We start from the raw sequence: 23,721 nt of genomic DNA, 5'->3' as shown, positions 1-23,721 counted from the left end.
GTCGATTCCATGCGATTGAAATCAAGCATCTGGGTGGCCGCTTATCTGCGCCGCTGCCAGACCGAGGGAATTTTTGGCGCCGTGCGCAAGCGCGGGGCGGAGGAGGCGGGGGCGGTGTTCGTCAAGGTGGCGCTGCTCGACGGCAACGCCATGCTGTACGCACCCGCGCCGCAGACGGTCTATGACGAGAGCCGCCCGGCCGAGCGCTTGTTCGCGCCGGCTTCACCGCAGCCGGTGCCGGAGCAATCGGTGGAGGAACGCCTCGTCAAGGAACTCCGCTTCGATCCCGACGCCTGGATCGTCGAGACCGAGGACCGGGCAGGACGGCACTTTCTCGATCTGGCGACGGCCTAACGCTTCGAACCGTCGGTGCCGGTGCGCACGGCCGGCGCAGTTCCGGGCTGCACGGCGGGGCGTGTCTGCGTGGTCGCCGCGCGGGTGCGATGGCGCTCGTCGTCGTAGAGCGCGGCGCGATATTTGGCGCGGGTGACCGCCATGGTCGAGCCGCGCCACGCCGCCAGCATCACCAGCGCGGATCGTTCGCTCAGGCGGTCGTAAAGCCGCGACAAACGATAAACATTATGCACGGATGAGCCGAACTCGGGATTGAGGAACAGCAGCACGCGCTGGAACGCCGGGCTCGGCATGTCCAGCGCGCGCGCGGCGCAGGCCAGCGGCTCGCCACCGGGATCGTGCACCACCTGTTCGGCAATCCGCTGCGGCAGAATCAAGGCTTCGCCGAGTTCGAGCGCGAAATTCTCGGTGTCCTCGGCGAATGCGGCCATCTCCAGGATATGGAGCGCGCGCGCGGCGCGGGCTGCGGGAATGCGCGGCGAGGCTTTCAGCGGCGTGTCGGCGATATTGTGCAGGATCAGCGCGCGCTCGCTGGCGCCCGCCGCAAAGAACATGTCGCTGATTTCGGCGGCATCGTTGGGCCGCATCGAAAGGGTTGACGCCATCCGCAACTGCGCTTCGGTCGGCGCCTTCACCACGGGCGCGCTGGCCGGAGCAGCGGCAATCGCAGCCGCGACCGGCAGGATCTCGCCGGGGTGCGAACGCCGCAGCCCGAGCTTGTCCATGATCTCGGCCGGGGTCGCCGGATAGATCGCGAGCCGCGCCCGCACCGCGGCGCGGGTGGCGTCGTCGACCTGGTCGATCAGGCGGGACGTCAGTTCGACGAACTGCCGTTCCTCGTCGGCGGAATGGGCGCTGGTCTGGACATAGAGGTCGGTCAGCACGCGCAGCAAGGTTGGTCTGATGTCGACGCCCTCGCGGCGCGAGAGCGTCATCAGCCCGTCGAATCCTGGAAACAATGGAGCTGCGGTCATGTCAGGTGTACGCGACTTCGGTAATCCCTCGCGTCAGCCTACGCACGGCACTTTAAGAGTTGGTTAAGGAAAATAGCCCGTGAAGAAATCCGATAAAATGCAAGCTTTCGGTGGGAGGTGGCCCCGGAAACCGTAACTGTACCGCCTTCAGAAATTAAGATGCCGTTAACCACGTTCTGTTCTGAATAATGGCATGTCGCCGGCCGGATCGTGTCCGTGCGGCAACCAGAAAGAACGGAACATGGGCACCATCATTGAATTTCCGGCGGATGCGGCTTCGCGACGGCCGGACTCAACCATGGATGGCGCTCCACGCGATGGCCTGGGAACCGTGCTGATCCTTCCCGTTGTCCGCATCGAACGTGAAGCCGGCGAAACCGGCGACGGGCGCGGGCCGGAAGAGGGGACGGCGCCCGGTCGCCGTCGCCGTCGGCGCCCCTGAACGACGGACCTTTGCAATGCCGGAGCTGTGCCTCCCGATCCGGACCACCGGGCTTCGGTCACTCCCGGCTCTCATGCTGCTTGTGGCAAGCGTTGCGCTCGGCGGCTGCAGTGGCGGCGATTTCGGCCGCACCCGCGCGGATATGCGCAACGACGACATGCACCGCTGGCTGGGCGCCGAGGCCACGGCCAGCGTCGGCCTCAAGCCGTCGCACTTCCAGCTCACCGAAAACGAGCGCCAGCTTCGCGATCTCGCCTATCCCCTGATCGAGCCGCCGCATTCGCGGCCGGCCTGGAAGAGCGTGTTCGGCGATTACCAGCCGTTGCCCTCGCCATGGCGGCAGAAGGTGGTGTTCGACCGCACCACCTACGGACGCGCTTTGATCGACGAGCCGCACCGCTCACACACCTCGCGTTATCAGCAGTTGATTGAGGACGTTCGCAACGACATCACGAGGTTCGAGCCGTTCTTTGCCTCCGCCGCGCGCGTCATCGAACTCGACCGCAAACGCAGCGCCAGCCTGAAGATGGTGTCGGAACTTTCGCCGCGTGAACAGGCCGATGCGGTCGCCCGCATGGAGGAGAACACGCTGATCGTGCAATGGGTCCAGCAATGCCTCGAGCGGCGCATTTCTTCATATCGCTGGGCGCTGGAGCGGCTGGTGATCCAGGCACCCGACAATCTTGCGGCCGATGCCGACCGCCTGATCGGCGAACTCGCGGCACAAACCGCCAACCCGCCGGTCGCCGCGCAGCCCGTGATCGGGCGCGCCGTGACGGTGAAGGGCTAGAGAGCGGGACTCATTAGCACGCAGCAGCGAACTGGCCAGCGGTGGTGCCGGACTGTTCTGAATTTACTTCGGCTTTCCGGGCATATCGGACATGGCCGGACTTGCTGCTGGCTCGACGCGGTCGCGAGTGACCCAAAGCGGAAGTCGTCTAAAGATCAGATATCTTTTCAGGACGCACGAGATCGTGTACTCTTTGAATAGCTGTCGTCGCAGGCGGGAAATGCCGAATTCCTCGCGGGACTGAACGGACAGCAGTCGTGCCATCGGCAAGCATTGCACTCGAATCACCGACTTCCTTTTTCGCCGGTCCTTCAGCATTCGCATTCCAACGCGGGTGCGCGTAAGCGCGCCCGGATGCCATTTGAATCCTGAAAGCGCGGGCCCCAGAGCGGTGCCTGCGAGGGAGGAGATCTCCATGGCTGACCACCCCACCATTTCGACTGAATCTGACCTGGCATCGTCGACCCTGCCGACCACCGCGGTCACTCGCCGCTCGCTCCTCGGCGGGGCCGGCATCGCAGTTGGCGCCGCCGTGCTTGCGTCTCCGCCGAGCATGTCCGGAATCGCCCCGGCAGCAGCACAGCCTGTGAGCGCGGACCCGCGACCGCTCGACGCGGCGTTCAAGCGCCGCGCCTTCGAAGTCCGGCAAGCTTGCGCGAGCAATAACGAGAAAATTCCCATCGCACCCCACCCGACGAATGGCGATGAGGCGCGCTACACCAACAAGATCGGTTCGGATTCACGGGGCCTGCCGCACGACAAACGCGGCGAAGTGGAACAAGCTGCATGGCAGGCGCTCTATACCGCTTGCCAGTCGGGCGATCCCGCTGATTTCGAGAAAGTCCCGCTCGGCGGCATTCGCAAACTGGTCAATCCCGTAGGCACACAAGCCGTCAGTCTCAGCGGCATGAACCCTACTCAGATTGCGATACCGTCGGCACCGGCCCTTGCAAGTGCGGAGCGCGGCGGCGAGGCGGTCGAGGTATATTGGCAATCGCTGCTTCGTGATGTTCCGCTTACCGAGTTGCGCGACGACACCTCCAATCGCGACGTGCTTGCAGCTACCGAGGAACTCAACAAGCTCGCCGATTTCCGAGGGCCGAAGTCTGGTGGGCGGGTCACACCCGGTACGCTGTTCCGTGCCAATGCGCTTTATTTCGACCCAACTGACCCGAAGGGCCGCTCCGTCACGCCTCCAGGCGTTTTGGACGGCCCGCTGATCTCGCAATTCCTGCTCCGGGACGTGCCCTATGCCGCACAGTGGATCAGTGCTCAAATTCGCACCACGTTGCCCGCCAACGAATTCCTGACCGAATACGAGGAGTGGCTGGCGATCCAGAACGGCGCCGTACCGAAACGCCGGTTGCAGTTCGACGCGACACCGCGCTACATCACGACGGGAAGAGATCTCGCGGAGTATATCCACGCTGGTCCTGCACTTGGGTGGGCGGCAGCACTGATCCTTGCAACCCCCGGCGGTGGAGCGGATCAACGGTACTCCGGGATGTATCCACCGGCAGAGCCCGTGTCCTACCCATCTAACCCGTATCGGAAATCGAAAACCCAAAGCCCTGCGGGTGCCACCTTCGGGTTGCCCTATGTGCAGGCACTACTCGCCACGGGGATCAGTAACTCCGTCCGCGCGGCCTACTGGCAGAAGTATATGGTGCACCGGGCTGTACGACCGGAAGCCTACGGCGCTCTGGCGCACCATCGCCTCGCCAATGGCGTGAGCGACTACCCGTTGCATGATAACTTCCTGAAATCGGAAGCGCTTGATCGCAGTAAAGCCAAATACGGCACCTATCTTTTGTCACAAACCTATCCGGAGGCCTCGCCCCTTCACTCCACCTATCCCGGCGGTGCCACGAGCGTTGGTGCCGTCACGGCTACCATATTGAAGGCGTTTTTCGACGAGAGCCGCGTCATCGCCAACCCGATACAGCCCGATCCGGCTGACCCGACGAGGCTCGTGCCCTATAGCGGCCCGCCGCTCACGGTCGGCGGAGAGTTGAACAAGCTCGCGGTGAATTTCGGTTTCGGACGAAATTGGGCGGGCATCCACTGGCGTTCCGACGCTTCGGCCTCAATGGCGATCGGCGAGGAAGTGGCTATCGGCATGCTGCGCGACGAGCGCACCACCCTCCGCGAACCCTTCGACGGCTTCTCCTTGACGCGCTTCGACGGCAGCCGCGTGACGATCTGACAGCAGTCGGGCGAAGTTCGGCGGCTACAGGCGCTGTCGGCGCGGCGCCGAGAGAGCGCAACACACCAGCTATGAGCTAGATACGAATTGCGGTCGAATTGGAATGCACCAGTGCAAGAGGTGTCTCGTGCACGGCTAAACAACCAGAATGGGAGGTACAAAATGAAGGGTCTATCGTCTCCCCTTGGCGCATTTGTTATGGCGCTTGCCATGTCCGTGCCAGCATCCGCCGGCAGTCCCGAGACTTCGATGCAGACCGAGTACCTGATGACGTTGCACGCGCCCCTCGATGCGCCTCAGGCAATTGATCAAAGTCTTCTCATTTACAATGTGCAACCGGGCGGATGGGTCGACGGGCCACGTATCAAAGGAAAATTCGTGGGACCGGGCGCCGACTGGTTGCGAGTGATGCCGTCCGGTGTCTTCCGCCTCGATGTGCGCGCCACGATGATGGCGAACTCGTCTACGTAAGCTACAGCGGCGCTATCCAATGCAGTAAGGAGCAGGCGGACCGCCTGAACGCCGGAGAGCAGCTAAAAGCGGACGATTGCTACTTTATCACAACGCCGACGTTTCAGACGAAGTCCGACAAATACGCCTGGCTCAATGCGGTCCAAGCCGTTGGCAAGATGGTTTCCCTCAAATTCGGTGAGGGCAGTCACGTACGCTACAACATCTTTGCGCTGAAGTGACCCGTATCGGACCTTCGACCGATTGACGGTTGCCAATTGGTCGAAAGTCCGACGAGCGCCTCGTGCAGTCAGAACACTGCAACTCCCTCGTACCCAAGTCGCTATAGTGCCGACTATGGTCGTGACGACTGGAAACAAGATCACGATGTCGCCTGTTGTGCAGGTTTTCGGATGCCGGCATGCCGAGACCATCTCCACGCTCGGACAGCCGGCGTCCGAAAAGCGCCAAGGCACGAAATCGCGGGAGGTGGGGCGCTGACGGTGCAGCGGGCGCTATGGGGATTTTGCGGCGGGCTCGGGCCTGAGAAGACTGGACCGGAGCGGTTGCGATGATCGGGTTTCTGCCACGCGTAGGGGTGTGCGTCGGTATGAACGAGCGATCTGCGCGTCGCGCGACAAGATTGGTCGCGCGACTGCTGGTGAATCCAGCACAGCGATGCGAGCGTGGGCGCTGCCGGCTGAGAGCCGGCCAGAATAGCGCTTGTCACTGCGGTCGTTGATCGGCGGCGATGGTCTCATGATGTGTCGATCCTGATCGGCGCCGGCGCCGGTGTGGGGCGGTGCTTCGGCTCGCAGCCGCGCTCAAAAGTCTCGATGACGATCATGCGGGCGCCGCAGCACGGGCATGGACGCGGCAGCACGCGGGGTTCGTTGATCGCGGCTTCGGGCGTCTCGGGTTCTTTAGGGCGCGCCGGCTGAGCGAGCAGCTGGCGCGCGTGCGCAATGTTTGCGGCTCGGGCGCCGTTGGCGAGCAGGCCATAGTGTCGGATGCGATGGAAGCCCTTCGGCAGCACGTGGATCAGGAAGCGCCGGATGAACTCGTCGGTCGCCAGCGTCATCGCCTTGTAGCGGGCGGGCCCCTCGATCCGATAGTCCTTGTACTTGAAGGTGACACCGTTCTCGTCGGCGGACAGCAGCCGGCGATTGGAGATCGCGATGCGGTGGGTGTAGCGCGACAGATAGCGCAACACCTGCCTGGGCCCGGCGAACGGCTCTTTGGCGTAGACCACCCAATTGATCTCGCGCAGTGGCGTCAGATAGGCAGCGAATGCAGCCTTATCGGCGAGCCGCGCATGCTCGCCGAAGAACTGCAGGCGGCCGGCGTGGTGAGCCGCGACCAGCATCTCCAGAAACAGCCTGCGGAACAACGCCGAGAGAACCTGCACGGTCAAAAAATAGCGTGGTCGGCACGCGATCCACTTCGATCCGTCCGGCGACAGGCCACCACCCGGCACGACCATGTGGACATGCGGGTGATGCGTCAGCGCGGAACCCCATGTGTGCAGCACCGACATGAAGCCGATGCGAGCGCCGAGATGCTTGGGATCGGCCGCGATCGTGAGCGTGGTCTCCGCCGAGGCTTTGAACAGCAGGTCGTAGATCACCGCCTTGTTCTGATAGGCGATGTCGGCGATCTGCGCCGGCAGCGTGTACACCACATGAAAGTACGGCACCGGCAGGAGATCGGCCTCGCGCTCGGCCAGCCACTCGCGGGCCGCAGCGCCCTGGCACTTGGGGCAGTGCCGGTTGCGGCAGCTGTTGTAGGCGATGACGGTGTGGGCGCAGGTCTCGTTCTCGCAGCGCGCCACATGGCCGCCGAGCGCCGCCGTGCGGCAGCGCTCGATCGCACTCATGACTTTCAGCTGGCCGAGACTGACGTGGCCCGCATTGGCGCGCCGCCACGCCGCCCCGTGGTCGCGCAAGATATCCGCGACCTCCAGCGCTGGACGCGACACAGCTCCCGGCCGTTACGCCGGCGGCGGGTTCTTCCTGCTCTTCCTGGGTCTCTTGCGAGGCTGCGACAGCCGGTCGAGCGGGCTTTCGATCGCCGCGATCATGCCGGTGGCGACACGGGTATAGCGCGCCGTCGTGTCCAGTTTGTCGTGACCCAGCAGCGCCTGGATGAATCTGATATCGGTGCCGTCCTCCAGCAGGTGGGTCGCGAAGCTGTGGCGCAGCGCGTGCAGCGTCACGCCCTTCCTGATCCCGGCCGCATCGGCCGCCTCATGAAACAGGCGGTTGAGCTGGCGGGTGGTCATGGGCTTGCCGGCCCTGGTGCCGGGAAACAGCCAGCGTTCCGGCACGGGCGTTTGCGCATCGTGACGCGATGGGCGCGCCTTCCACCATTGCCGCAACAGATCGAGCGTCTTTGACGACAGCATGACATTACGGTCCTTGCGCCCCTTGGACTGCTCGATGCGAATGATCTTCTGCGCGCTGTCGATATGCTTGACCTTGAGCCGCACCACCTCGCCGGCGCGCAACCCGCAGCCATAGCCGAGGCTGAGCAGGAGGCGGGCCTTGAGGCTGCCGGCGACGGCCAGCAGGCGCCGCGTCTCATCCTGGCTCATCACCAGCGGGATCTTCTGAGGCTCGCGGAGATGATAGATCTCGGCCGCAAGGTCCAATCGGCGCAGCGTCACGCGGAACAAGAACCGCAACCCGGTCATGATGCGGTTGCGGTTGCAGATGCTCGCGCCCGTCTCGGCCAGGTGCAGCTGGAAGCGGCGGATGTCCTCAAGTGTGGCCGTGTCGGGGGACTGCTTCACAAACGCCGCGAACCGCTTGCAACTGCTGATATGGCCTCTCTGCGTGCCCGCACAGAGCTTGCGCGCATTCATGTCCTCGATCATGCGCTGGCGCAGCGGGCTGACAGCATCCGTACTCATAGGAAACTCCTGTCTTGAATGAGGTTGACGACACCTCGATCTTCAAGACAGGGCGACCCGCGCGCTATCGACGATCTTGACCCCGGCTACCGTGCTCGCGGTCGGGCTCCCCGCGCAGCGGGCTATCGCGCAGCGATTTAGTGCACTGGCACCTTTGAGACATGCCGACCGCATTGAGCGATGTCCGTTTCCGGGGGAAGATCGGAATTAGTCAGCCGACTGTCAGAACGACGCGAATGACCCGAAGGCGGACCTATCGTCATCTACTTCTCTATTGGCACCCTAGGACGCGAGTTCAGCGAAACATGCCGCTCCACGAACTGTCCACACGAGTTCATCGCGATGGACGCTTCGTAAAAGTTATCCGGTGCGGCTTCCTTGTATTGATACCAAAGATCTACAACGAGAACGTACCACCCGAATATGCGTACCCATCGATCTGCCAAGACGTTTTCAAACTCACCCCGGTCATGGCGATGAATGATGCAACAGTCACGGTTTCGGTCCATGAACTCTGCGACCGAGCGGTATTGGATGACATCTGGGGATGGTACGCGTTCGTGAGGAGGCTTTTGTAGACTGTAAAGGATTGCTTGGCGGATCATTTCCGCATCGTCGAGATACCTTCCCTGCGAGTTGCAAAAGCCAACAACATTTCGGTACCCAATGAAGCCAATAGCTAAAGTCAAAGCCGAGGCAATGACGATGATTGTCACGCGATGGATTTTCGTTCGTTCCCTCAAGATAAGACCGATCCCATGAACTGGCGCGCTCGTTGCGCCGCGTAGTACCGACACTTCGAGGTCGCGCTACGAAGGGCAAGCGTTTTTAATGGCCGAAGTTTGCCAATTGATTACCCAATAATGCAGGGTTGTCCTGATTTGGGGTCAATTTTACGGGCCGTGCATTGCCGCTACGTCAAGTCGGCTATTGACCCGAAGCAGACATTCCCAGAATCAGAGTCATTTGATTGTGCTTTTCCGCTGCGCGAAGTTGATCAGCAGGGGCGATACATCGCCTGCAAGGACTTCCCGCTTAGAAAAATAGTGTGAGGTCTCAGACCACCCCGCCTAGCGATCCAGCGACGTACCGGCGTCGGGTAGCCGGAGTACAACATCAAGGTCGCTTCGGGATCGGTGAAGGTGCGGCCGTTCGGGCCGTAATTCCAAGCCGCATGGAAGCCGAGTGTAGCGCGCGAAGTCACGCAGATCTTGTCGCGAGGGAGCTCGCTGAGGACAATAGTGCATGCCGAGGCACAGAGACCATCAATGATCACCGACTCGCCGGCGGAGGCTAGGCGCTGATACTTCATGACGTAGCTTCCGATCTGCCCGCCTCGATCATTCGTGATGCGTACTGCTGAGACTGCATTCGACATGCTTAGGATCAGCAAAATTGCTGGAAGAAATCCCCTCCCATACTTCATGTCCCCACCCTTGGGTTCGAGCAAACTGGTCGGATCGCTTTGCGTGATGCGCGAAGCCGTCACAGGTCTTGTTCAGGTTCATGGCTTTGTTTGGACGCACTGCAGGAGTACGTGTCCGCTTACGAAAGTTCCCGAAAGCCAACCAGACGTTTGCTCCTAGTCATGTTGCTGACGCAATCTCTGTCTTAGACGGCGAGAACCAAGAACACTGTGCGAGGACCACCCTGGTTCTCACGACGGTTCCGCCGCCAGGATTGGCACGAATCCGCAAAAAATTGGCACGAGTTCGTCAACGCATCCGCGTTCGGCTGACTTTTTTGCGGCGCCAGGAACCGAACGAAAAAATCGGTCGAGGAGTTATGATATTGTTTCGTTCTAGCGCCGCAATTTGCGGCGCCGTAGTTGCGCTTGCCGTTTCTGTTACCGTTGCTCGAAGTGAAGTCGCTGCAGTTCATTCAAGCACCGTCGTCAACGAAGCTTCTGGGGATGCGATTGTTGGCGCAGCATCGACGTACAATCCGTTCCGGCCCGGTTGGCGGGAGGGCGGCCCGAACACAGCTTCCGGGGAGCGCTATGATCCCTTCGTCTGGGCGGCTGCCATCAAGACGAGTTTGCGTCAGAAATTTGGTGGGGTCCAATATGGCGAGAGGCCGAAGTATGCCCTCGTTGAGGCTGTAGGTAAGAAGGTCATCGTCAAGATAAATGACGTTGGGCCATTAACGCCTGGGCGCATCATTGACCTCAATGAGCGGGCGATGCGCTATTTCGATCCAAGCCTGCAGCTCGGGGTAATTCATGACGTAAAAGTCAGGCCGCTTTCCGGCGACTATTGGGTCGCCGGACCGGTTGGATGAACATCGCACGCGAAACAGGTAGAGCACGGCCCTCCTGGAGATCAGCTCTTAAATGTACAGAAGGGCGTGGCCGAATGTCGCCTCTTGGTAGGCAAGCTGCGCCATCGTAACGGGCGACTATTGATGCATGCTGCATTTCTTATTTTCGGCTGACGCCGCGACGATCATCATGGCTTGATCGCGCACCGGCGAGTGTGAATGCGCCGCTTCGATAACGCGAGCGCGTTTGCGCTGAGCGCGACAACAAGAACTACCCCCAAGTGTGGGCGGGCACCTGGTGCTGTGGCGCAGCCAGTGTTGGGTATCGAACCTCAATCGGCCGTATAGAATGCTTCCCGGACGGGATTCGAGATCGGGCCGGAGCCAATAATTGCCGTCTGGGTCATGACCAGGCCGACAACGCGGTTTGTCGGATCGATCCAAAACTGCGTGCCATAGATGCCGCCCCACCCATAGCTACCGGCCGGAAGACGGCTCTTGGCTGCAGCCGGATCGGTCAGGATCCCAAAGCCCAGCGTGAAGCCCCAACCCGGCCCGCGAAGCGTCGGCAAGTTGCCAGTCACGTTCTGCGTCATTTGTCGGACCGTCTCCGCGCGGAGCACCCGCATGCCGTCAAGTTCGCCCTCGTTCAGCAGCATTTGCAGGAACCGCGCGTAGTCACCGATGGTGCCACTCATGCCGGCGCCGCCAGAGTTATAGGCAGTCGGAGAGAAGGCGCGGTTCGGGTCGAGATTGGCAGTGCCCTTGGTGGGTGGGAACGGCACTGCCTCAGATCCCATCACCGGAACGTAGCCCGTGCCGAGTGCGCCCGTGACCTGTGCGGGCCGCGTCACCTGCACGAAGCGTGAGCGGATGGTCTCAGGTGCGTTGAACACAAAGCTCTGGATGCGCAGGGGCTTTGCAATGCGCTCGGTTACAAAAGCTCCCAGACTGGCTCCCGTCACCTTCTCGATGACGGCCCCGAGCACGTCAGTGGCGAGCGAGTATTCCCAGCCCGTTCCAGGCTGATAGCCAAGTGGAACGGCGGCGAGACGCTGCATCGCTTCAGCCGTGGTTACCTCGGGCTGGTCCAGCCCGTCGGTCACGCGGGCTTCGCGGTATGCATCAACGAGCCGGGGATTGTTGATGAAGTTGTAGGAGAGCCCGGCGGTATGGCTCAGCAGTTCGCGGATCGTCGGCGGCCTGCTCGCAGGACCCTCGGTGCCGTCGGGCCCGCGCACCCTTAGCTTGGCGAACTCGGGAAGGAAACGGCTGACCGGATCGTCCAGGTCGATCTTGCCCTGCTCGACAAGGATCATCGCTGCCACCGAGGTGACGGCCTTCGTCATTGAGGCGAGGCGGAACATGTCGTTCTCGCCGATCAGCGCGGCGCCCCCGACCTCGCGAACGCCGACGCTGCGGCTGTAGACCGGGCGTCCGTTCTGGAGGATCAGCACCGCAATACCTGGAGTGCTGCGACCTTCGACCAATCCCCGAAGGGTTTCATCGAGCTTTGCGTTGCGCGCCTCGGGCGAAAAAGCCAGCGCAATTGGGGTGGCATAGAGCGCAAACGCTGTCACTCCTGCCCCTAACAGTCCGATCACAAGACGACGTGAGATCATGATGTTTCCTCCCGTAGACCCGTTCTGACCGCCATTTTCCAGCTAATCCAGATCAGAATAAATCGGAGCCTAGACGGCGCCGTGGCACTTCTGACTTGAAACCGCAAAAGGCAAGTCACGAATGACCCTGATGAGTTTGCCGCGATTCATCATCGGGCAATTGCGAACAGTTCGGGCAATTCATCAGCACCTGCATGACGGAAAGATCAACGTACCACATCCGGCGGCCGCCGTCGCAGACAATAGCCGCGCTCCGAAGCACGGCCGTGTAGCGCAGTGCACTCAACTCAGACCGGATCGCACTTGGCGTTGCGCCATGACCGGGCGTCGAGCATATGAGATTGCTGCTGGCACATCGCGTCATCTCGCTGCGCTGCGGAATTTAGTCGCTATCGGGGCATAGCGGAATCTGCCGAGCCGTGGCGGACGTCGAGGCGCTAAGCTTGCGCCACCTGTACGAGGTGCATCAGTTGCGACGCCGCTGCATCGGTCGCTCGCGTCTCTGTTTGGCCGACCTACTTTTGCGTTTGAGCAGGGGCAGTTGGACTCGGCGTTGTCGTCACTGACATCGACACGCTGCCGTAACCGAAATAGACAAGGGTTCCGAACACGAGGGCGAACACGATTGCGCTCATTAGGGCGCCGAGGAAGCGGTTGCCGAAACCGATCCAGTTGCCGACTAAATCAATGATGAACACCACGATGGTTGCAATGAGTACGGGCTCAAACCATGCGTATTGTTCGGGTAAAAACATAACTCTTCTCCTCCCCCCCCCAGCATTTTCAGGATGTTTGGAAGCTAGCAGATGGAACAACGACAGGCCATCCCCGGCCGCTCACCCGGCGGGGCGGCGGAAGTCGAGACGCTAGGCCCGCGCGACCTTCACGAGATGCATCAGTTGCGACGCCGCTCTGAATTTACTTCCGCTTCGGCGGCATAGAGGACGTCGATCAGCCGCGCCAATCAATCTCGATTTATGAGTACGCATCCTGGTCAGCTACGCCGAGCCTTCGATTTGGCGCGGCCCGCTTTGGGCCGTTGCCGCTGCAGTTTTGCGATAAAGTTCTGCAAGGCTTCCGACGGCGGCCGCGCCGCGCTGTAAGCGAGCCCCACCTCGCGCTTCACGTCGACGTCGATCTCGCGCACGGCGACATCGGAATTGGCGCGCGCCACGCCTTCGGGAACGATGGCAATCCCGACACCGGCGGCCACCAGCGCCATCGCCCAGTCTTCCGATTCGGCGATCGCCGCGGGCTGGCGTGATGCCGATGCGGCGCGGCCGAAGAATTCGCTCTGCTCGCAATGGCAGCGGTCGACCATGGCGACGCCGGCGAGGTCAGCGGTGCGCAGCCGCTCCTTCAGCGTCAGCGGATGCGATGGCGGCAATGCTGCGACGTAGCGCTCGATCCAGAGCGGAACGAAATGCTCGTCGGCGCGCAGCAGATTTTTGGAAACGATCCGCGCATCCGAAGGCTCATCGACGCCAACGAGGCGGAGCGCGATGTCGGAAGTCCCGGTCAGCGGCTTCAGGAGGGCGATGGTTCGCGGCCGGTCGAGCGTGCGCATCAGGCCGAGTGTCAGCGCGCTCCGCGTCGCAGGTTTTCGGAACAGGTTTTTCGCCGCGTCCGCCTCATCGATGATGCGGCGGGCCACGGCATGGAATTGTTCGGCCGCTTCCGTCGGCGCCACGCCCTTCTTGTGCCGGATGAACAGCGCCGTGCCGAGTTCGGCCTCCAGATTGGTGATCGCCGCCGAGATCGAGGGCTGCGAGATGAAGCAGCGTTTGGCCGCCGCCGTCAGGTTGCGCTCCCTGAACACGGCCGCGAAATAGCGGAGCTCGCGGATATCCATAGGACGTTCCTATTGATACTATCGGATATTGATATTTTACCTATGGCTTGCCGAATGGCAAGCATGGCGCCTGACCTCGAAGGAGACATCTGTCATGCGCGTCCATCATCTCAACACCGGCACCATGTGCCCGATCGGCCGGCGGCTGGTGAACGGCACCGGCAGCATTTTCCAGCGCGCGCGCATGGTGTGTCATTGCCTGCTGATCGAGACCCATGACGGGCTGGCGCTGGTCGATACCGGCATCGGATTGGACGACATTGCCAACCCGCCGCGGCTTGGACCCAAATGGGTCCGGCAGACGACGCCGCGGCTCGATCCGGCCGAGGCGGCCGTGCGGCAGGTCGAGGCGCTCGGCTATTCCAAAAGCGATGTGCGGCATCTGTTGCTGACGCATCTCGATCGCGATCATGCCGGCGGCATTCCGGATTTTCCGAACGCCAAGGTGCACGTCCATCGCCGCGAGCACGACATGGCGGTGACGCGCCGGACGCCGGCACCGAAGGGCCGCTACATCACCGATCAGTGGAAGCACGATCCGCAATGGACGTTCTATGGGGAGGGCGGCGAAGACTGGTTCGGTTTTGAGGGCGTCCGCGCGCTCGGCGATCGCGAGCCTGATATCCTGATGATCCCGCTGCCCGGCCATACCTCAGGTCATTGCGGCATCGCCGTGCGGAGCGGGGACAAATGGTTGCTGCACGCCGGCGATGCCTATTTCTTCCACGGTCAGATGCAAGCGTCGCCGCGGGTGCCGCTGGTGCTCGGCATGTTTCAGCGCCGCGCCGATATGGATCGCGCCGTGCGCATCCAAAATCAGGAGCGGCTGCGGACGCTCAAGGCCAATCACGGCGATGCCGTGACCATCTTCAACAGTCATGATCCCGTGGACTACGAGAATTGCCGCTGCGGCCACCACCAGGAAGTGCCGGCTCACGCTGGAGCAGGATGAGATCAGGTTGGGCCGTGAGGACGGACCATCTCGTGCCCCGGACACAAGCGGCGTGAGTGCTGCGAGCCGGGGCCCATTCTACTTTGCATGGGGTTGTTTTCGCGATTTTGTGTCTGGGCCCTGCGGTGTACCGCTGAAGAGTATCTGCACTGCGTCCGGGACACGAGATCGTTGGCTTCGCGCTAATGGCGAATCGATTCGACTCCAACCCATCCCGCTCTAGGCCCTGCTCAGCGCTTGGACCGTGGTGCCGGCGCGGGGGCCGGTGCAGGCGCTACGGGTTCGGGTTGCTTGGCCGGTGGAGGCTCGGTCTGAACGGTGCAACGCGATGCCGCGAGCGAGGCCTGCGCCTGCGGCATCAAGCCCGGCTCCGGCGCCAGGGCCTTGAGCACGATCAGGCCGGTCGCGGTAGGGGAGTCGATGATCAGCCGGTCGGCGGCGGTGACTTCCTCATCCTCCGGCAACGCGGAATGCTGCTCTTCCGTCATCAGGTCGAGTTCGATCACCTTGCGGCCGGCCGAGCGATCGTTGATGGCGTAATAGGCGACCTCGTTGCGCGTGTAGAATGACACCGAGGTGTAGGCCTGGCTGACCGGCACCGTCAGCTTGAGGGGGCCGCCGGCGAGGTCGTAGCGGCAGATCGCGACCGCAAAGGCCGGGTCCATGAACGGCATCGGCGCGTTGTTGGGCTCGGCGAGCGGAAGGGCCGTGACGGCATTCTCCCTGGTCATCGGCGTCAGCCGTGAATAGGCATCCTGGGTGGCGATGCGCGGCAGCGCCAGCACGCTGACGAGATGCACCACGCCGCCCAACAGCACGCCTGCGATGATGGTGAACGCCAGCCGGATCATGGGCAGTTCACCGTGGATATCGAGGGCATCGGCGCGTCGCGCTGGGTCCGGGTCGCGACGCCAACCGGCGTATCGTAAAGCCGCAGCATCAGCGCGTAGCGCTCGATGCCGCCGGTCGGCAGCCAGTTTCCGGCCCGCGAGCGCGCCGCCACGCGGATCTCGAACGCGCCGTCGGAGCCGCGGACGATTTCCTGGCTGGTGAAGCCGTAGCGCTGCAGCGAATTGGCGACCAGATGCCCTTTGCGGTCGAACAGCGTCAGCGTCCAGAACCGGGCCGCCGGCGTCACCCCGCTGACGACCACGTCGCAGCGCCCGTCGAGCGGCTTCCGCTTGTCGTCAGTGGTGGCCGAGAAGGCGATGCCGTCACCGGTCCCGATCGGCAATTCGCCGCTGCGGGCGATCAAGGCGCGCGAATAGGGATCGACCTCGGCAGTGCCGCTCTTGGGCCGCGCGGTCCAGGCGCCGATCGTAAGCGTGCCGAGGTCGGTGCCACGCGTCGCCGTCATGTAGGTCGAGCCGAGACCGACGGCCGTGGCAAGCGCCAACGCCAGCAAGGTGATGAAGATCAGCCGCACAGGCCAGTGCTCCGAAATCTCACGGCATCAGATTCCGCTTGAACCGGCTTCATCCGAAACCTGAAGCGCTTCTTTTTGTGTGAGCATGACGGCGCAGACGCCTCGCATCTGCTCCGAGGAAAGCCGGTTAACATTCTGCCGGATCATACTTTTTAATTCTTCCGCTGCGCCGGTGCAGGCTGGTCGCCAGCGGCTGCGATATAGTTCTCGGGGAAGGCCAGCGCGCCAGACGTAACCGGCTTGGCGGGCTGCTTCGGATCGTTGGACGAGGTCTTGCCCGCGGCCTTGCCGGCTTCGTCGAGCAGCTTTTCGACGCGCACCAGAATATCCGCCCCGCGCTTGGTCAATACCGGCGGCGGCCCTGGCTTGGTCTCCAGCACCCGTGCCGCGCCGTTGGCCGCTACGTTGGCCGGCTGGGCGGGCTGCGGCAGTTTCGTGCCCATGCCGATGCCGGGGATTTCCTTCACCTCGACGCCCTGGTGCGCGACGAGCATGATGTCGTGCCAGGTTTGCGCGGGCAGCGAACCGCCGGTCATGCGGTTGGTCGGCGAGTAATCGTCATTGCCGTACCAGACCGCGCAGGTGAAGTTGCCGGTGTAGCCGACAAACCAGGCGTCGCGATAGGCGTTGGTGGTGCCGGTCTTGCCCGCGGTCGGAATACCGTCGAGGGCAGCGCGGCGGGCGGTGCCCTCGCTGACGACGTGGCTCATCATCCACGCCATGTCGGCGGCGACGGAGGCGGGGATGGCTTGCACCGGCTTCTTGCCGTCGCGGTCGAAGCGCCAGACCAAGTCGCCGGCGCCGGTGCGCACTTCCAGCACCGAGTGAGGTTTCACCGACTTGCCCTTGTTCGGGAAGGTCGCGTAGGCGACCGCGTGTTCGAGCACGGTGACTTCGTCGGAGCCGATCGGCATCGACGGCGTATCCGGCAGGGGAGCCGTGAGGCCGAACTTCCGCGCCACCTCGGTGATCTTGACGCGGCCGGCCTTGGCGGGGTTAGGCGACTTGCCGCCGAGCGCAATCGAAAGTTTTACGGGCACAACGTTGATCGAGCGGGTGATCGCCTGCGTCAGCGTCACCGAGCCCGAGTAGGAGTGGCCATAGTTCTGCGGGCACCAGTTGCCGATGCAGACCGGGCCGTCGACCACGATCGATGACGGCTTGTAACCGTTCAGCAGCGCCGTGGTGTAGACATAGGGTTTGAACGAGGAGCCCGGCTGCCGGTAGGCGTCGGTCGAACGGTTGAACTGGCTTGCGCCGTAGTCGCGGCCGCCCACCATGGCGCGGACGCCGCCGTCGAGATCGGCGACCACGGTCGCGGCCTGCGTGGCATGATAGTCGCGGCCGAACTGGCGGAGCTGGTTTTCGACGGCTTCCTCGGCGGCGCGCTGCACGTTCATGTCGATCGCGGTGCGGACCACAAAGACGCGCTCGGTATATGATTTCGGGAACGTGTCGACCAGCTTGCGCATCTCGTCGAAGGCGTAGTCGAGGTAGTAGTTCGGCGAGTTCTCGTCGCGGCGGTCGACGGCGACCGCCGGGTTGCGCCGGGCGCCGAACACCTGGCCCTCGGTCATGAAGCCGGCATCGACGAGGTTGTCGAGCACGACGTTGGCGCGGGCGCGGGCGGCGGGCAGGTTGATGTGGGGGGCGTATTTGGTCGGCGCCTTGAACAGCCCGGCCAGCATGGCCGATTCCGCGAGAGTGACGTCGCGGGCCGACTTGTTGAAGTAGAAATGCGCCGCCCCATCGACGCCGAAGGTGCCGCCGCCCATATAGGCGCGGTCGAGATAGAGCTTTAAGATCTCGTTCTTGGTCAGCCGCGTCTCCAGCCAGACCGCCAGGAACGCTTCCTTCACCTTGCGCTCGATGGTGCGCTCGTTGCTCAGGAACAGGTTCTTCGCCAATTGCTGGGTGATCGACGAACCGCCCTGGCGTACGCCGCCGGCCTGCGCGTTGGTCACGAGCGCGCGCGCCGTGCCGGGGAAGTCGATGCCGAAATGGTCGTAGAAGCGGCGGTCTTCGGTCGCGAGCGTCGCCTTGATCAGGTTGTCCGGGAAATCTTCCAGCGGGATCGAGTCGTTGTGCTTGATACCGCGGCTGCCAATCGGATTGCCGTAGCGGTCGAGAAACTGCACCGCGAGGTCGGATTTCTTCAGCCAGTCGTCATCGGCGGTTTCGCGGAAAGCGGGGATCGCCAGCGCCAGCATCATGATCAGCCCGCCGAGGCCGATGGTGGCGGCTTCCGAAAACGGCTCGATGAACACCCAGCGCTTCCAGCGGCCGACGTAGAAGCGGTCCATGAAGGTGGAGTAGCGCTCGTACAGTTCGCGCAGGCCCTTGCCCGACGAGAACAGCGTCGAATCGATGCGCGCATCCAGATCCAGAAAGTAGTTCCGGATCTTCTGCTTCCAGTGTGGAGGTACGATCTGGCGCACCGGGACCCTTGGTCGTTCGAAACGCTCACGCACCCGGCCGGGCGCTGTCGAGACGTCATGCTTTGATGTTGCGGCAAACCCAAGGCGCTTTTAGGACGCTTGGGGACTCACAAATGTTCTATCCGAGCGGGGGCTATAAACCAATGCTCTCGCTCACCATTTTGGTGGTCAGCCCTAACGCGTTGCCACCCTTTTTCCCGCCCGTAGTCAGCCCGCTTGCGCCCGGGTTGCCGGACCTCCTAGAAGGGCTGCAGCCGAATTCGACCCGGAAACCATTCGACCTCATGACCGCACCGCCCAAGCGAGCTTCCAGCCAGGAGGGATTCTTCTGGAAAACCAAGACGTTGGAGGAGATGTCCAGCGCCGAATGGGAAAGCCTGTGCGACGGCTGCGCACGCTGCTGCCTGGAAAAGCTCGAGGACGAAGACACCGGCAAGATCTATTTCACCCATGTTTCCTGCAAGCTGCTGGATTCCGGCCTATGCGCCTGCAAGGATTACCAAAACCGTTCCGACAAGGTTCCGGATTGCGTCCGCCTGACGCCCGAGAACGTCCGCACCCTGAACTGGCTGCCGCCGAGTTGCGGCTACAAGCTGGTCGCGGAGGGGCGCGATCTCTACTGGTGGCACCCGCTGATTTCGGGTGACCCCAACACCGTGCATGAAGCCGGAGTTTCCGTGCGCGGCAGGGTGCAGGGCACCGAGGACGAAATCCCTGACGAAGAGCTCGAGGACCACATCGTGCAATGGCCGGCACTATTGCCGAACCGGGCGCGGCTGAAGAAGCGGCCGAAAGCCGGAAGGTAACCCCTGCAGCTGTTGGGCTGACCAATCACGGAAACGCGAAGACGTCCTCGCGGGATGCACCCATGCGCCCGCAGTGCTGCCGCGAAGGGGGCTGGTCCTCTAAAGTGCCGTGGATATGGCGATTCCATCTCGGCAGCTTTGGCCGCGCAGAACAATATTACGTCCGACATGAACAAGCACCAGCGGCAGGGCCGTGAACCTGCCGACCAGACGGCATTGCCTGACGACATCGGCAAAGAGCTCTCGCGCATCACGACCGAGGTCATCGATGTCAGCGATGCGCCGCCGATCGCGCCGCCTGCGCCGCTGAGCCCCGACGAGGTTCGCACTATCCTGATGAGTCTGTTGCTGACGATGTTCCTGGCCGCGCTCGACCAGACCATCGTGGCGACGGCGCTGCCGACCATCGGTCGCCAGTTCAATGACGTCAGCAACCTGTCCTGGGTCATCACGGCCTATCTTTTGGCCTCGACCGCGGTCGCGCCGGTGTTCGGCACGCTGAGCGACATTTACGGCCGCCGCGTCATGATTACGGTTTCGCTGGTCTTGTTCACGGTCGGCTCGATCCTCTGCGCGGTGGCGCCGAACATGCCGGTATTGATCGTCGCGCGCGGCCTGCAGGGGCTCGGCGGCGGCGGCATCATGCCGGTCGTGCAGACCGTGATCTCCGACGTGGTCTCACCGCGCGAGCGCGGCAGGTATCAGGCCTATTTCAGCGGCGTCTGGATGGCCGCAGGCTTGATGGGTCCCGTGCTCGGCGGCGTGTTCGCCGAGCATCTGCACTGGTCAATGATTTTCTGGATCAATGTGCCGCTTGCCGTCGGGGCGCTGTTTCTGTTGCTGCCCAAGATGGGCAAGATCCCCGTGTTCCATCGCCGCCGCAAGGTCGACTGGCTCGGCGGCGTGCTGTTGATGGCGTCTGCGGTAGTCGTCATGCTGGTGCTGAGCTGGGGCGGCAACCGGCATGCCTGGCTGTCGCCGGCGATCATGGCGATGATCGGCGCGTCTGTCGCGCTGGCGTTCGCCTTCGTCTGGCACGCGCGCAATGCCGACGAGCCGTTCCTGCCGCTGCCGCTGCTGGGCGGAACGGTGGTGCCTTACGCGATGGCGGCCGGTGGCTGCGCGCTGGGCGCCATCACCGCACTTACCGTGCACCTGCCGCTGTACTACGAGGTGGTCTATCATTTGACCGCGAGCGAAGCGGGGCTTGCGCTGATCCCGCTCGCCGCGGTTTCCACCTGCGGTGCGGCGATCGCCGGACGGACCATGGCGCGCGCCAAACACTACAAGCGCGTCGCCATCGCCGGCACGTCCGCGGCGACGATTTTCGGCGCGGTGCTGACGGTGACGACGCTGCCGTTGTGGGGCTTGCTGATCGTGCTGTCGCTGTTCGCGCTCGGGCTCGGCACGACATTTCCGGTCAGCGTGGTCTCGCTGCAGAACTCGGTGGCGCGCGCGCAGATCGGCACTGTGACGGGTGCGATGAATTTCTTCCGCTCGCTGATGTCGTCATTCATGGTCGCCGCCTTCAGCGCGATCCTCCTGATGGCACTGGGCGCGGGCATCTCGCTCGGCGAACACCGCGGCCCCGCGAACGCGATTCCCGCAGCCGACATGATCATCGCGTTCCACTATGTGTTCGGCGCCGCCACCGCGCTGCTGGCCTGTGCCGCGCTCTGCATCATCCTCATGGAGGAACGACCGCTGGCCGGCCCCTCGACTCCGGTGGAGATGGCGGAGTAACCGGATACCGTCATCCTCGGGCCGCTTCTACTTTGCATGGGGTTGTTTTGCGAGTTTTTGTTTCGGGGCGTCCCGGCATAGCGCCGAAGCGTGTCTGCGTGTCTAGGCTGAGCGGGTGAGAAAGCGCGTGATCGCACCGCCGAGCCGGGCGCTCTCCAGCGGCTCGGCAAGCGAGGCTTCCGCCGGTATCACGACGCTATCGGGCGCATCGCCCTTGCTGCGCACCACCTCGCAGCAGGCCAGCGCGAAGCCGACGGAGAATTCCGGGTGTGGCTGCACCGAGAGCGTGGTGTCGCCGGCGTACAGCAGCCCGGCATGCGGCGTGAAATCGGAGGACAGGATCGTCCTAGCGCCCGGTGGCGGCGTGATGACCTGATCCTGGTGCGAGCAGGCGAGCGCGATGCGCGTGCCCTCGATCAGGCCATTGCCCGGTGCGACGTCGTAGACGTGCCGCCCGATGCCCCAGCCTTTCTCCGACTTGCGCACAGTGCCGCCCAGCGCCTGCGCGATCAATTGATGGCCGAAGCAGACGCCGACCATCGGCACCTTCTTGTCGTGAGCTGTGCGCACGAATGCCTCGAGCGGCGCGATCCAGTCGAAGGCGTCGTAGACGCCGGCCGCGGAGCCGGTGATAAGGATCGCCTCCAGTCCTTCGACATCCGGCAGCGGCTCGCCGGCGGGAATGCTGACAGTATCGAAGGTGACGCTGGCGTCGGCGGCGCCGATCAGATGCTCGAACATCTGCGGATACGATCCGTGGATATCTCGGTTTTTCGGGCTGACCAGTCCGGTCTCCAGGATCGTAATGCGCGGCATCAGTGACTATCCGATAATCGGTTGCGCCGCTCCTCAGGTCCCCGGCCTCGAAACCTCGGTCTCCTTGCTGGTGATGAATTCCAAGAGCACCGGAACGCCTTCCTTGGTTTTCTGGATGCCGCGCCGGATGGCGGAGACGATGTCTTCCGGCTTTGTCACCCGCTCGCCATAGCCGCCGAACGCGCGCGCCATCGCGGCATAGTCGCCGGAAATGTCGGTGGAGCGGTATTTCTCGGTCGAGATCGGCATCACCTTCAATTCGATCGCCATGGAAAAATTGTTCAGAAGGATCGACATGATCGGGATGCGCTCGCGCACCGCGGTCTCGAAATCCATGCCGGTGAAGCCGATCGCGGCATCGCCCCAGACGTTGATGCAGAGCTTGTCGGGCTTCGCCAGCTTGGCCCCCATCGCCAGCCCAAGGCCGTAGCCGAGCTGGGTGGTCTTGCCCCAGCCGATATAGGAGAGCGGCTCGACGGATTTCCAGAACGGGGAGAGTTGATCGCGCGGACTGCCGGCATCGTGGGTGATGATGGTGTTGTGGATGTCGACGGTGCGCTGAAGATCCCACAATACGCGATAGGGGTTCAGCGGCGCCTCGTTATGTGTCAGCTTCGGCATCCATTTCGCCAGCCATTCCTTGTGCGAGGCCGCGATCTCGGCGGCGACCGCCGCCGCGTCGCGATCCGTCGTGACGGTCTTGCCGATCTCTTCCAGTAGCGCGTCGAGCACCAGCCCGGCGTCGCCGACCAGGCCGATTTTGGCCTCGACATCCTTGTTGAGATGGTTGGGATCGAGCGTCGAGTGGATGATGGTCTTGCCCTTCGGCATGGCGATGCCGAATGACGTCTCGGTAAATGAGCAGCCGATGCCGAAGATCACGTCGGCGTCGCCCAGAAATTTCGGCACCGCGCGCGGCACGGCGAGGCCGCCCGAGCCCAGCGACAGCGGATGCGTCTCCGGAAACGACGACTTGCCGCCAAGGCTGGTCGTGACGGGGATGGCGAGGCGCTCGGCCAGCCGCCTGAGCTGCGGCCAGGCTTTGGCGTAATGCACGCCCTGGCCCGCATAGATCACCGGGCGCTTCGCCGCGACGAGGAGGGCCGCCGCTTCCTTCACATGCATGGGATCCGCGCCGTAGCGGGTGCGCAGCACCGGCGTGTAGTTCAGCGGTTCCGGCACTTCCTCGTTCCACATGTCGGCCGGGATTTCGACGATCACCGGCCCGCCGCGGCCGTTCTTCAACTTGGTGAAGGCGCGCCGGAAGATGTTGCAGACCTCGGTAGCGATGTTGATCGGCTCGGACGATTTCGAGAACGCCTTCATCGCCTGGCTGGAGTTGAAGTTCGGGTCGATATTGGCGAGCCGGCGCGCATAACCCATCGGAAGCACCAGCACGGGCACCGATTCGCCGTAACATTGCGCCACGCCGCCCATCGCGTTCTCGGCACCGGGCCCATGCTGCATGCAGAACGCACCGATCGATTGCCCTGAGGTGACGCGGGAGATCGCGTCCGCCATGTGAACGCCGACGCGCTCCTGGCGCACCATCACCGGGCGGATGTCGGCATTGGCGGCAAATTCGATGAGATGATTGACCGGATAGCCGCAGAGGATTTCGATTCCCTCCTGCTTCATGATTTCCGCAATGGCGGCGCCGAGCTTCATGACGGTCTCTCC

At 63.0% G+C, this 23,721-nt stretch carries 21 protein-coding genes and 1 pseudogene; 9 read left to right on the top strand and 13 right to left on the bottom strand.

Annotated features, from left to right (window positions below; all coding sequences use genetic code 11):
- Positions 1-9 precede the first annotated feature (9 nt).
- Positions 10-354 carry a DUF1491 family protein gene (locus tag V1293_RS11595; RefSeq protein WP_334509521.1) on the top strand — a complete coding sequence of 115 codons (345 nt, stop codon included), beginning with the start codon at positions 10-12 and terminating at the stop codon, positions 352-354.
- Here V1293_RS11595 and V1293_RS11590 read toward each other — a convergent pair.
- Positions 351-1,328 (bottom strand): DUF2336 domain-containing protein, encoded by a 978-nt coding sequence (locus V1293_RS11590; protein ID WP_334509519.1) that lies wholly within the window; start codon positions 1,326-1,328, stop codon positions 351-353. The genes V1293_RS11595 and V1293_RS11590 overlap by 4 nt on opposite strands.
- Before the next feature lie 241 nt (positions 1,329-1,569).
- On the opposite strand from V1293_RS11590, the gene V1293_RS11585 reads away from it, so the two are divergent.
- From V1293_RS11585 to V1293_RS36150, 4 genes and pseudogenes are all read left to right on the top strand, one after another.
- A complete protein-coding gene (locus V1293_RS11585) occupies positions 1,570-1,770 on the top strand; it encodes a hypothetical protein (RefSeq protein WP_334509517.1) in 201 nt (66 codons plus the stop codon).
- 16 nt (positions 1,771-1,786) lie between these two features.
- Positions 1,787-2,560, top strand: coding sequence for a hypothetical protein (locus tag V1293_RS11580; protein ID WP_334509514.1), 774 nt, complete (start codon positions 1,787-1,789; stop codon positions 2,558-2,560).
- 415 nt (positions 2,561-2,975) lie between these two features.
- Positions 2,976-4,766 (top strand): vanadium-dependent haloperoxidase, encoded by a 1,791-nt coding sequence (locus V1293_RS11575; protein ID WP_334509512.1) that lies wholly within the window; start codon positions 2,976-2,978, stop codon positions 4,764-4,766.
- 162 nt (positions 4,767-4,928) lie between these two features.
- Positions 4,929-5,458: pseudogene (locus V1293_RS36150) on the top strand (DUF3237 domain-containing protein).
- Positions 5,459-5,973: 515 nt separating this feature from the next.
- Here the strand turns inward: V1293_RS36150 and V1293_RS11565 are convergent.
- The 4 genes from V1293_RS11565 to V1293_RS11550 all read right to left on the bottom strand — a co-directional run bounded on the left by V1293_RS11565 (position 5,974) and on the right by V1293_RS11550 (position 9,553).
- Positions 5,974-7,194, bottom strand: a complete 1,221-nt coding sequence (locus V1293_RS11565) for an IS91 family transposase (RefSeq protein WP_334508880.1) — start codon at positions 7,192-7,194, stop codon at positions 5,974-5,976.
- Positions 7,195-7,206: 12 nt separating this feature from the next.
- Entirely contained in the window at positions 7,207-8,127 is a 921-nt protein-coding gene (locus V1293_RS11560; RefSeq protein WP_334508877.1) for a tyrosine-type recombinase/integrase, read from the bottom strand.
- Positions 8,128-8,390: 263 nt separating this feature from the next.
- Positions 8,391-8,843, bottom strand: coding sequence for a hypothetical protein (locus tag V1293_RS11555; protein ID WP_334509507.1), 453 nt, complete (start codon positions 8,841-8,843; stop codon positions 8,391-8,393).
- Between the two features lie 281 nt (positions 8,844-9,124).
- A complete protein-coding gene (locus tag V1293_RS11550; protein ID WP_334516701.1) occupies positions 9,125-9,553 on the bottom strand; it encodes a hypothetical protein in 429 nt (142 codons plus the stop codon).
- 80 nt (positions 9,554-9,633) lie between these two features.
- On the opposite strand from V1293_RS11550, the gene V1293_RS11545 reads away from it, so the two are divergent.
- Positions 9,634-10,407 (top strand): septal ring lytic transglycosylase RlpA family protein, encoded by a 774-nt coding sequence (locus tag V1293_RS11545; protein WP_334509505.1) that lies wholly within the window; start codon positions 9,634-9,636, stop codon positions 10,405-10,407.
- Between the two features lie 311 nt (positions 10,408-10,718).
- Here V1293_RS11545 and V1293_RS11540 read toward each other — a convergent pair whose 3' ends face one another.
- The 3 genes from V1293_RS11540 to V1293_RS11530 all read right to left on the bottom strand — a co-directional run bounded on the left by V1293_RS11540 (position 10,719) and on the right by V1293_RS11530 (position 13,860).
- Positions 10,719-12,008 carry a serine hydrolase domain-containing protein gene (locus tag V1293_RS11540; RefSeq protein ID WP_334509503.1) on the bottom strand — a complete coding sequence of 430 codons (1,290 nt, stop codon included), beginning with the start codon at positions 12,006-12,008 and terminating at the stop codon, positions 10,719-10,721.
- A 515-nt stretch (positions 12,009-12,523) separates the two neighbouring features.
- Positions 12,524-12,763 carry a hypothetical protein gene (locus V1293_RS11535; protein WP_334509501.1) on the bottom strand — a complete coding sequence of 80 codons (240 nt, stop codon included), beginning with the start codon at positions 12,761-12,763 and terminating at the stop codon, positions 12,524-12,526.
- A gap of 239 nt (positions 12,764-13,002) precedes the next feature.
- Positions 13,003-13,860, bottom strand: a complete 858-nt coding sequence (locus V1293_RS11530; RefSeq protein ID WP_334509499.1) for a LysR family transcriptional regulator — start codon at positions 13,858-13,860, stop codon at positions 13,003-13,005.
- Between the two features lie 94 nt (positions 13,861-13,954).
- Here V1293_RS11530 and V1293_RS11525 point away from each other — a divergent pair, with 94 nt between their 5' ends.
- The gene (locus tag V1293_RS11525) at positions 13,955-14,812 is read left to right on the top strand and encodes an MBL fold metallo-hydrolase (protein WP_334509497.1); all 858 of its coding nucleotides are present in this window, start codon (positions 13,955-13,957) and stop codon (positions 14,810-14,812) included.
- Positions 14,813-15,042: 230 nt separating this feature from the next.
- Here the strand turns inward: V1293_RS11525 and V1293_RS11520 are convergent, their stop codons facing one another.
- The 3 genes from V1293_RS11520 to V1293_RS11510 all read right to left on the bottom strand — a co-directional run bounded on the left by V1293_RS11520 (position 15,043) and on the right by V1293_RS11510 (position 18,676).
- The gene (locus tag V1293_RS11520; RefSeq protein WP_334509495.1) at positions 15,043-15,663 is read right to left on the bottom strand and encodes a DUF1254 domain-containing protein; all 621 of its coding nucleotides are present in this window, start codon (positions 15,661-15,663) and stop codon (positions 15,043-15,045) included.
- A complete protein-coding gene (locus V1293_RS11515; RefSeq protein WP_334509493.1) occupies positions 15,660-16,238 on the bottom strand; it encodes a DUF1214 domain-containing protein in 579 nt (192 codons plus the stop codon). The genes V1293_RS11520 and V1293_RS11515 overlap by 4 nt, the downstream gene beginning before the upstream one ends.
- Before the next feature lie 152 nt (positions 16,239-16,390).
- Positions 16,391-18,676 carry a transglycosylase domain-containing protein gene (locus V1293_RS11510; RefSeq protein WP_334509491.1) on the bottom strand — a complete coding sequence of 762 codons (2,286 nt, stop codon included), beginning with the start codon at positions 18,674-18,676 and terminating at the stop codon, positions 16,391-16,393.
- A gap of 284 nt (positions 18,677-18,960) precedes the next feature.
- On the opposite strand from V1293_RS11510, the gene V1293_RS11505 reads away from it, so the two are divergent.
- Positions 18,961-19,482, top strand: a complete 522-nt coding sequence (locus V1293_RS11505; protein WP_334509489.1) for a YcgN family cysteine cluster protein — start codon at positions 18,961-18,963, stop codon at positions 19,480-19,482.
- Positions 19,483-19,650: 168 nt separating this feature from the next.
- A complete protein-coding gene (locus V1293_RS11500; protein WP_334509487.1) occupies positions 19,651-21,225 on the top strand; it encodes an MDR family MFS transporter in 1,575 nt (524 codons plus the stop codon).
- Between the two features lie 102 nt (positions 21,226-21,327).
- Here the strand turns inward: V1293_RS11500 and V1293_RS11495 are convergent, their stop codons facing one another.
- Positions 21,328-22,041 carry a type 1 glutamine amidotransferase gene (locus V1293_RS11495; RefSeq protein WP_334509485.1) on the bottom strand — a complete coding sequence of 238 codons (714 nt, stop codon included), beginning with the start codon at positions 22,039-22,041 and terminating at the stop codon, positions 21,328-21,330.
- 33 nt (positions 22,042-22,074) lie between these two features.
- Positions 22,075-23,709 (bottom strand): thiamine pyrophosphate-requiring protein, encoded by a 1,635-nt coding sequence (locus V1293_RS11490; protein WP_334509483.1) that lies wholly within the window; start codon positions 23,707-23,709, stop codon positions 22,075-22,077.
- Positions 23,710-23,721 lie beyond the last annotated feature (12 nt).

The sequence above is a fragment of the Bradyrhizobium sp. AZCC 1693 genome (assembly GCF_036924745.1).
Lineage (GTDB): Bacteria > Pseudomonadota > Alphaproteobacteria > Rhizobiales > Xanthobacteraceae > Bradyrhizobium.
This window is presented reverse-complemented; position numbering and strand designations above follow the sequence as displayed.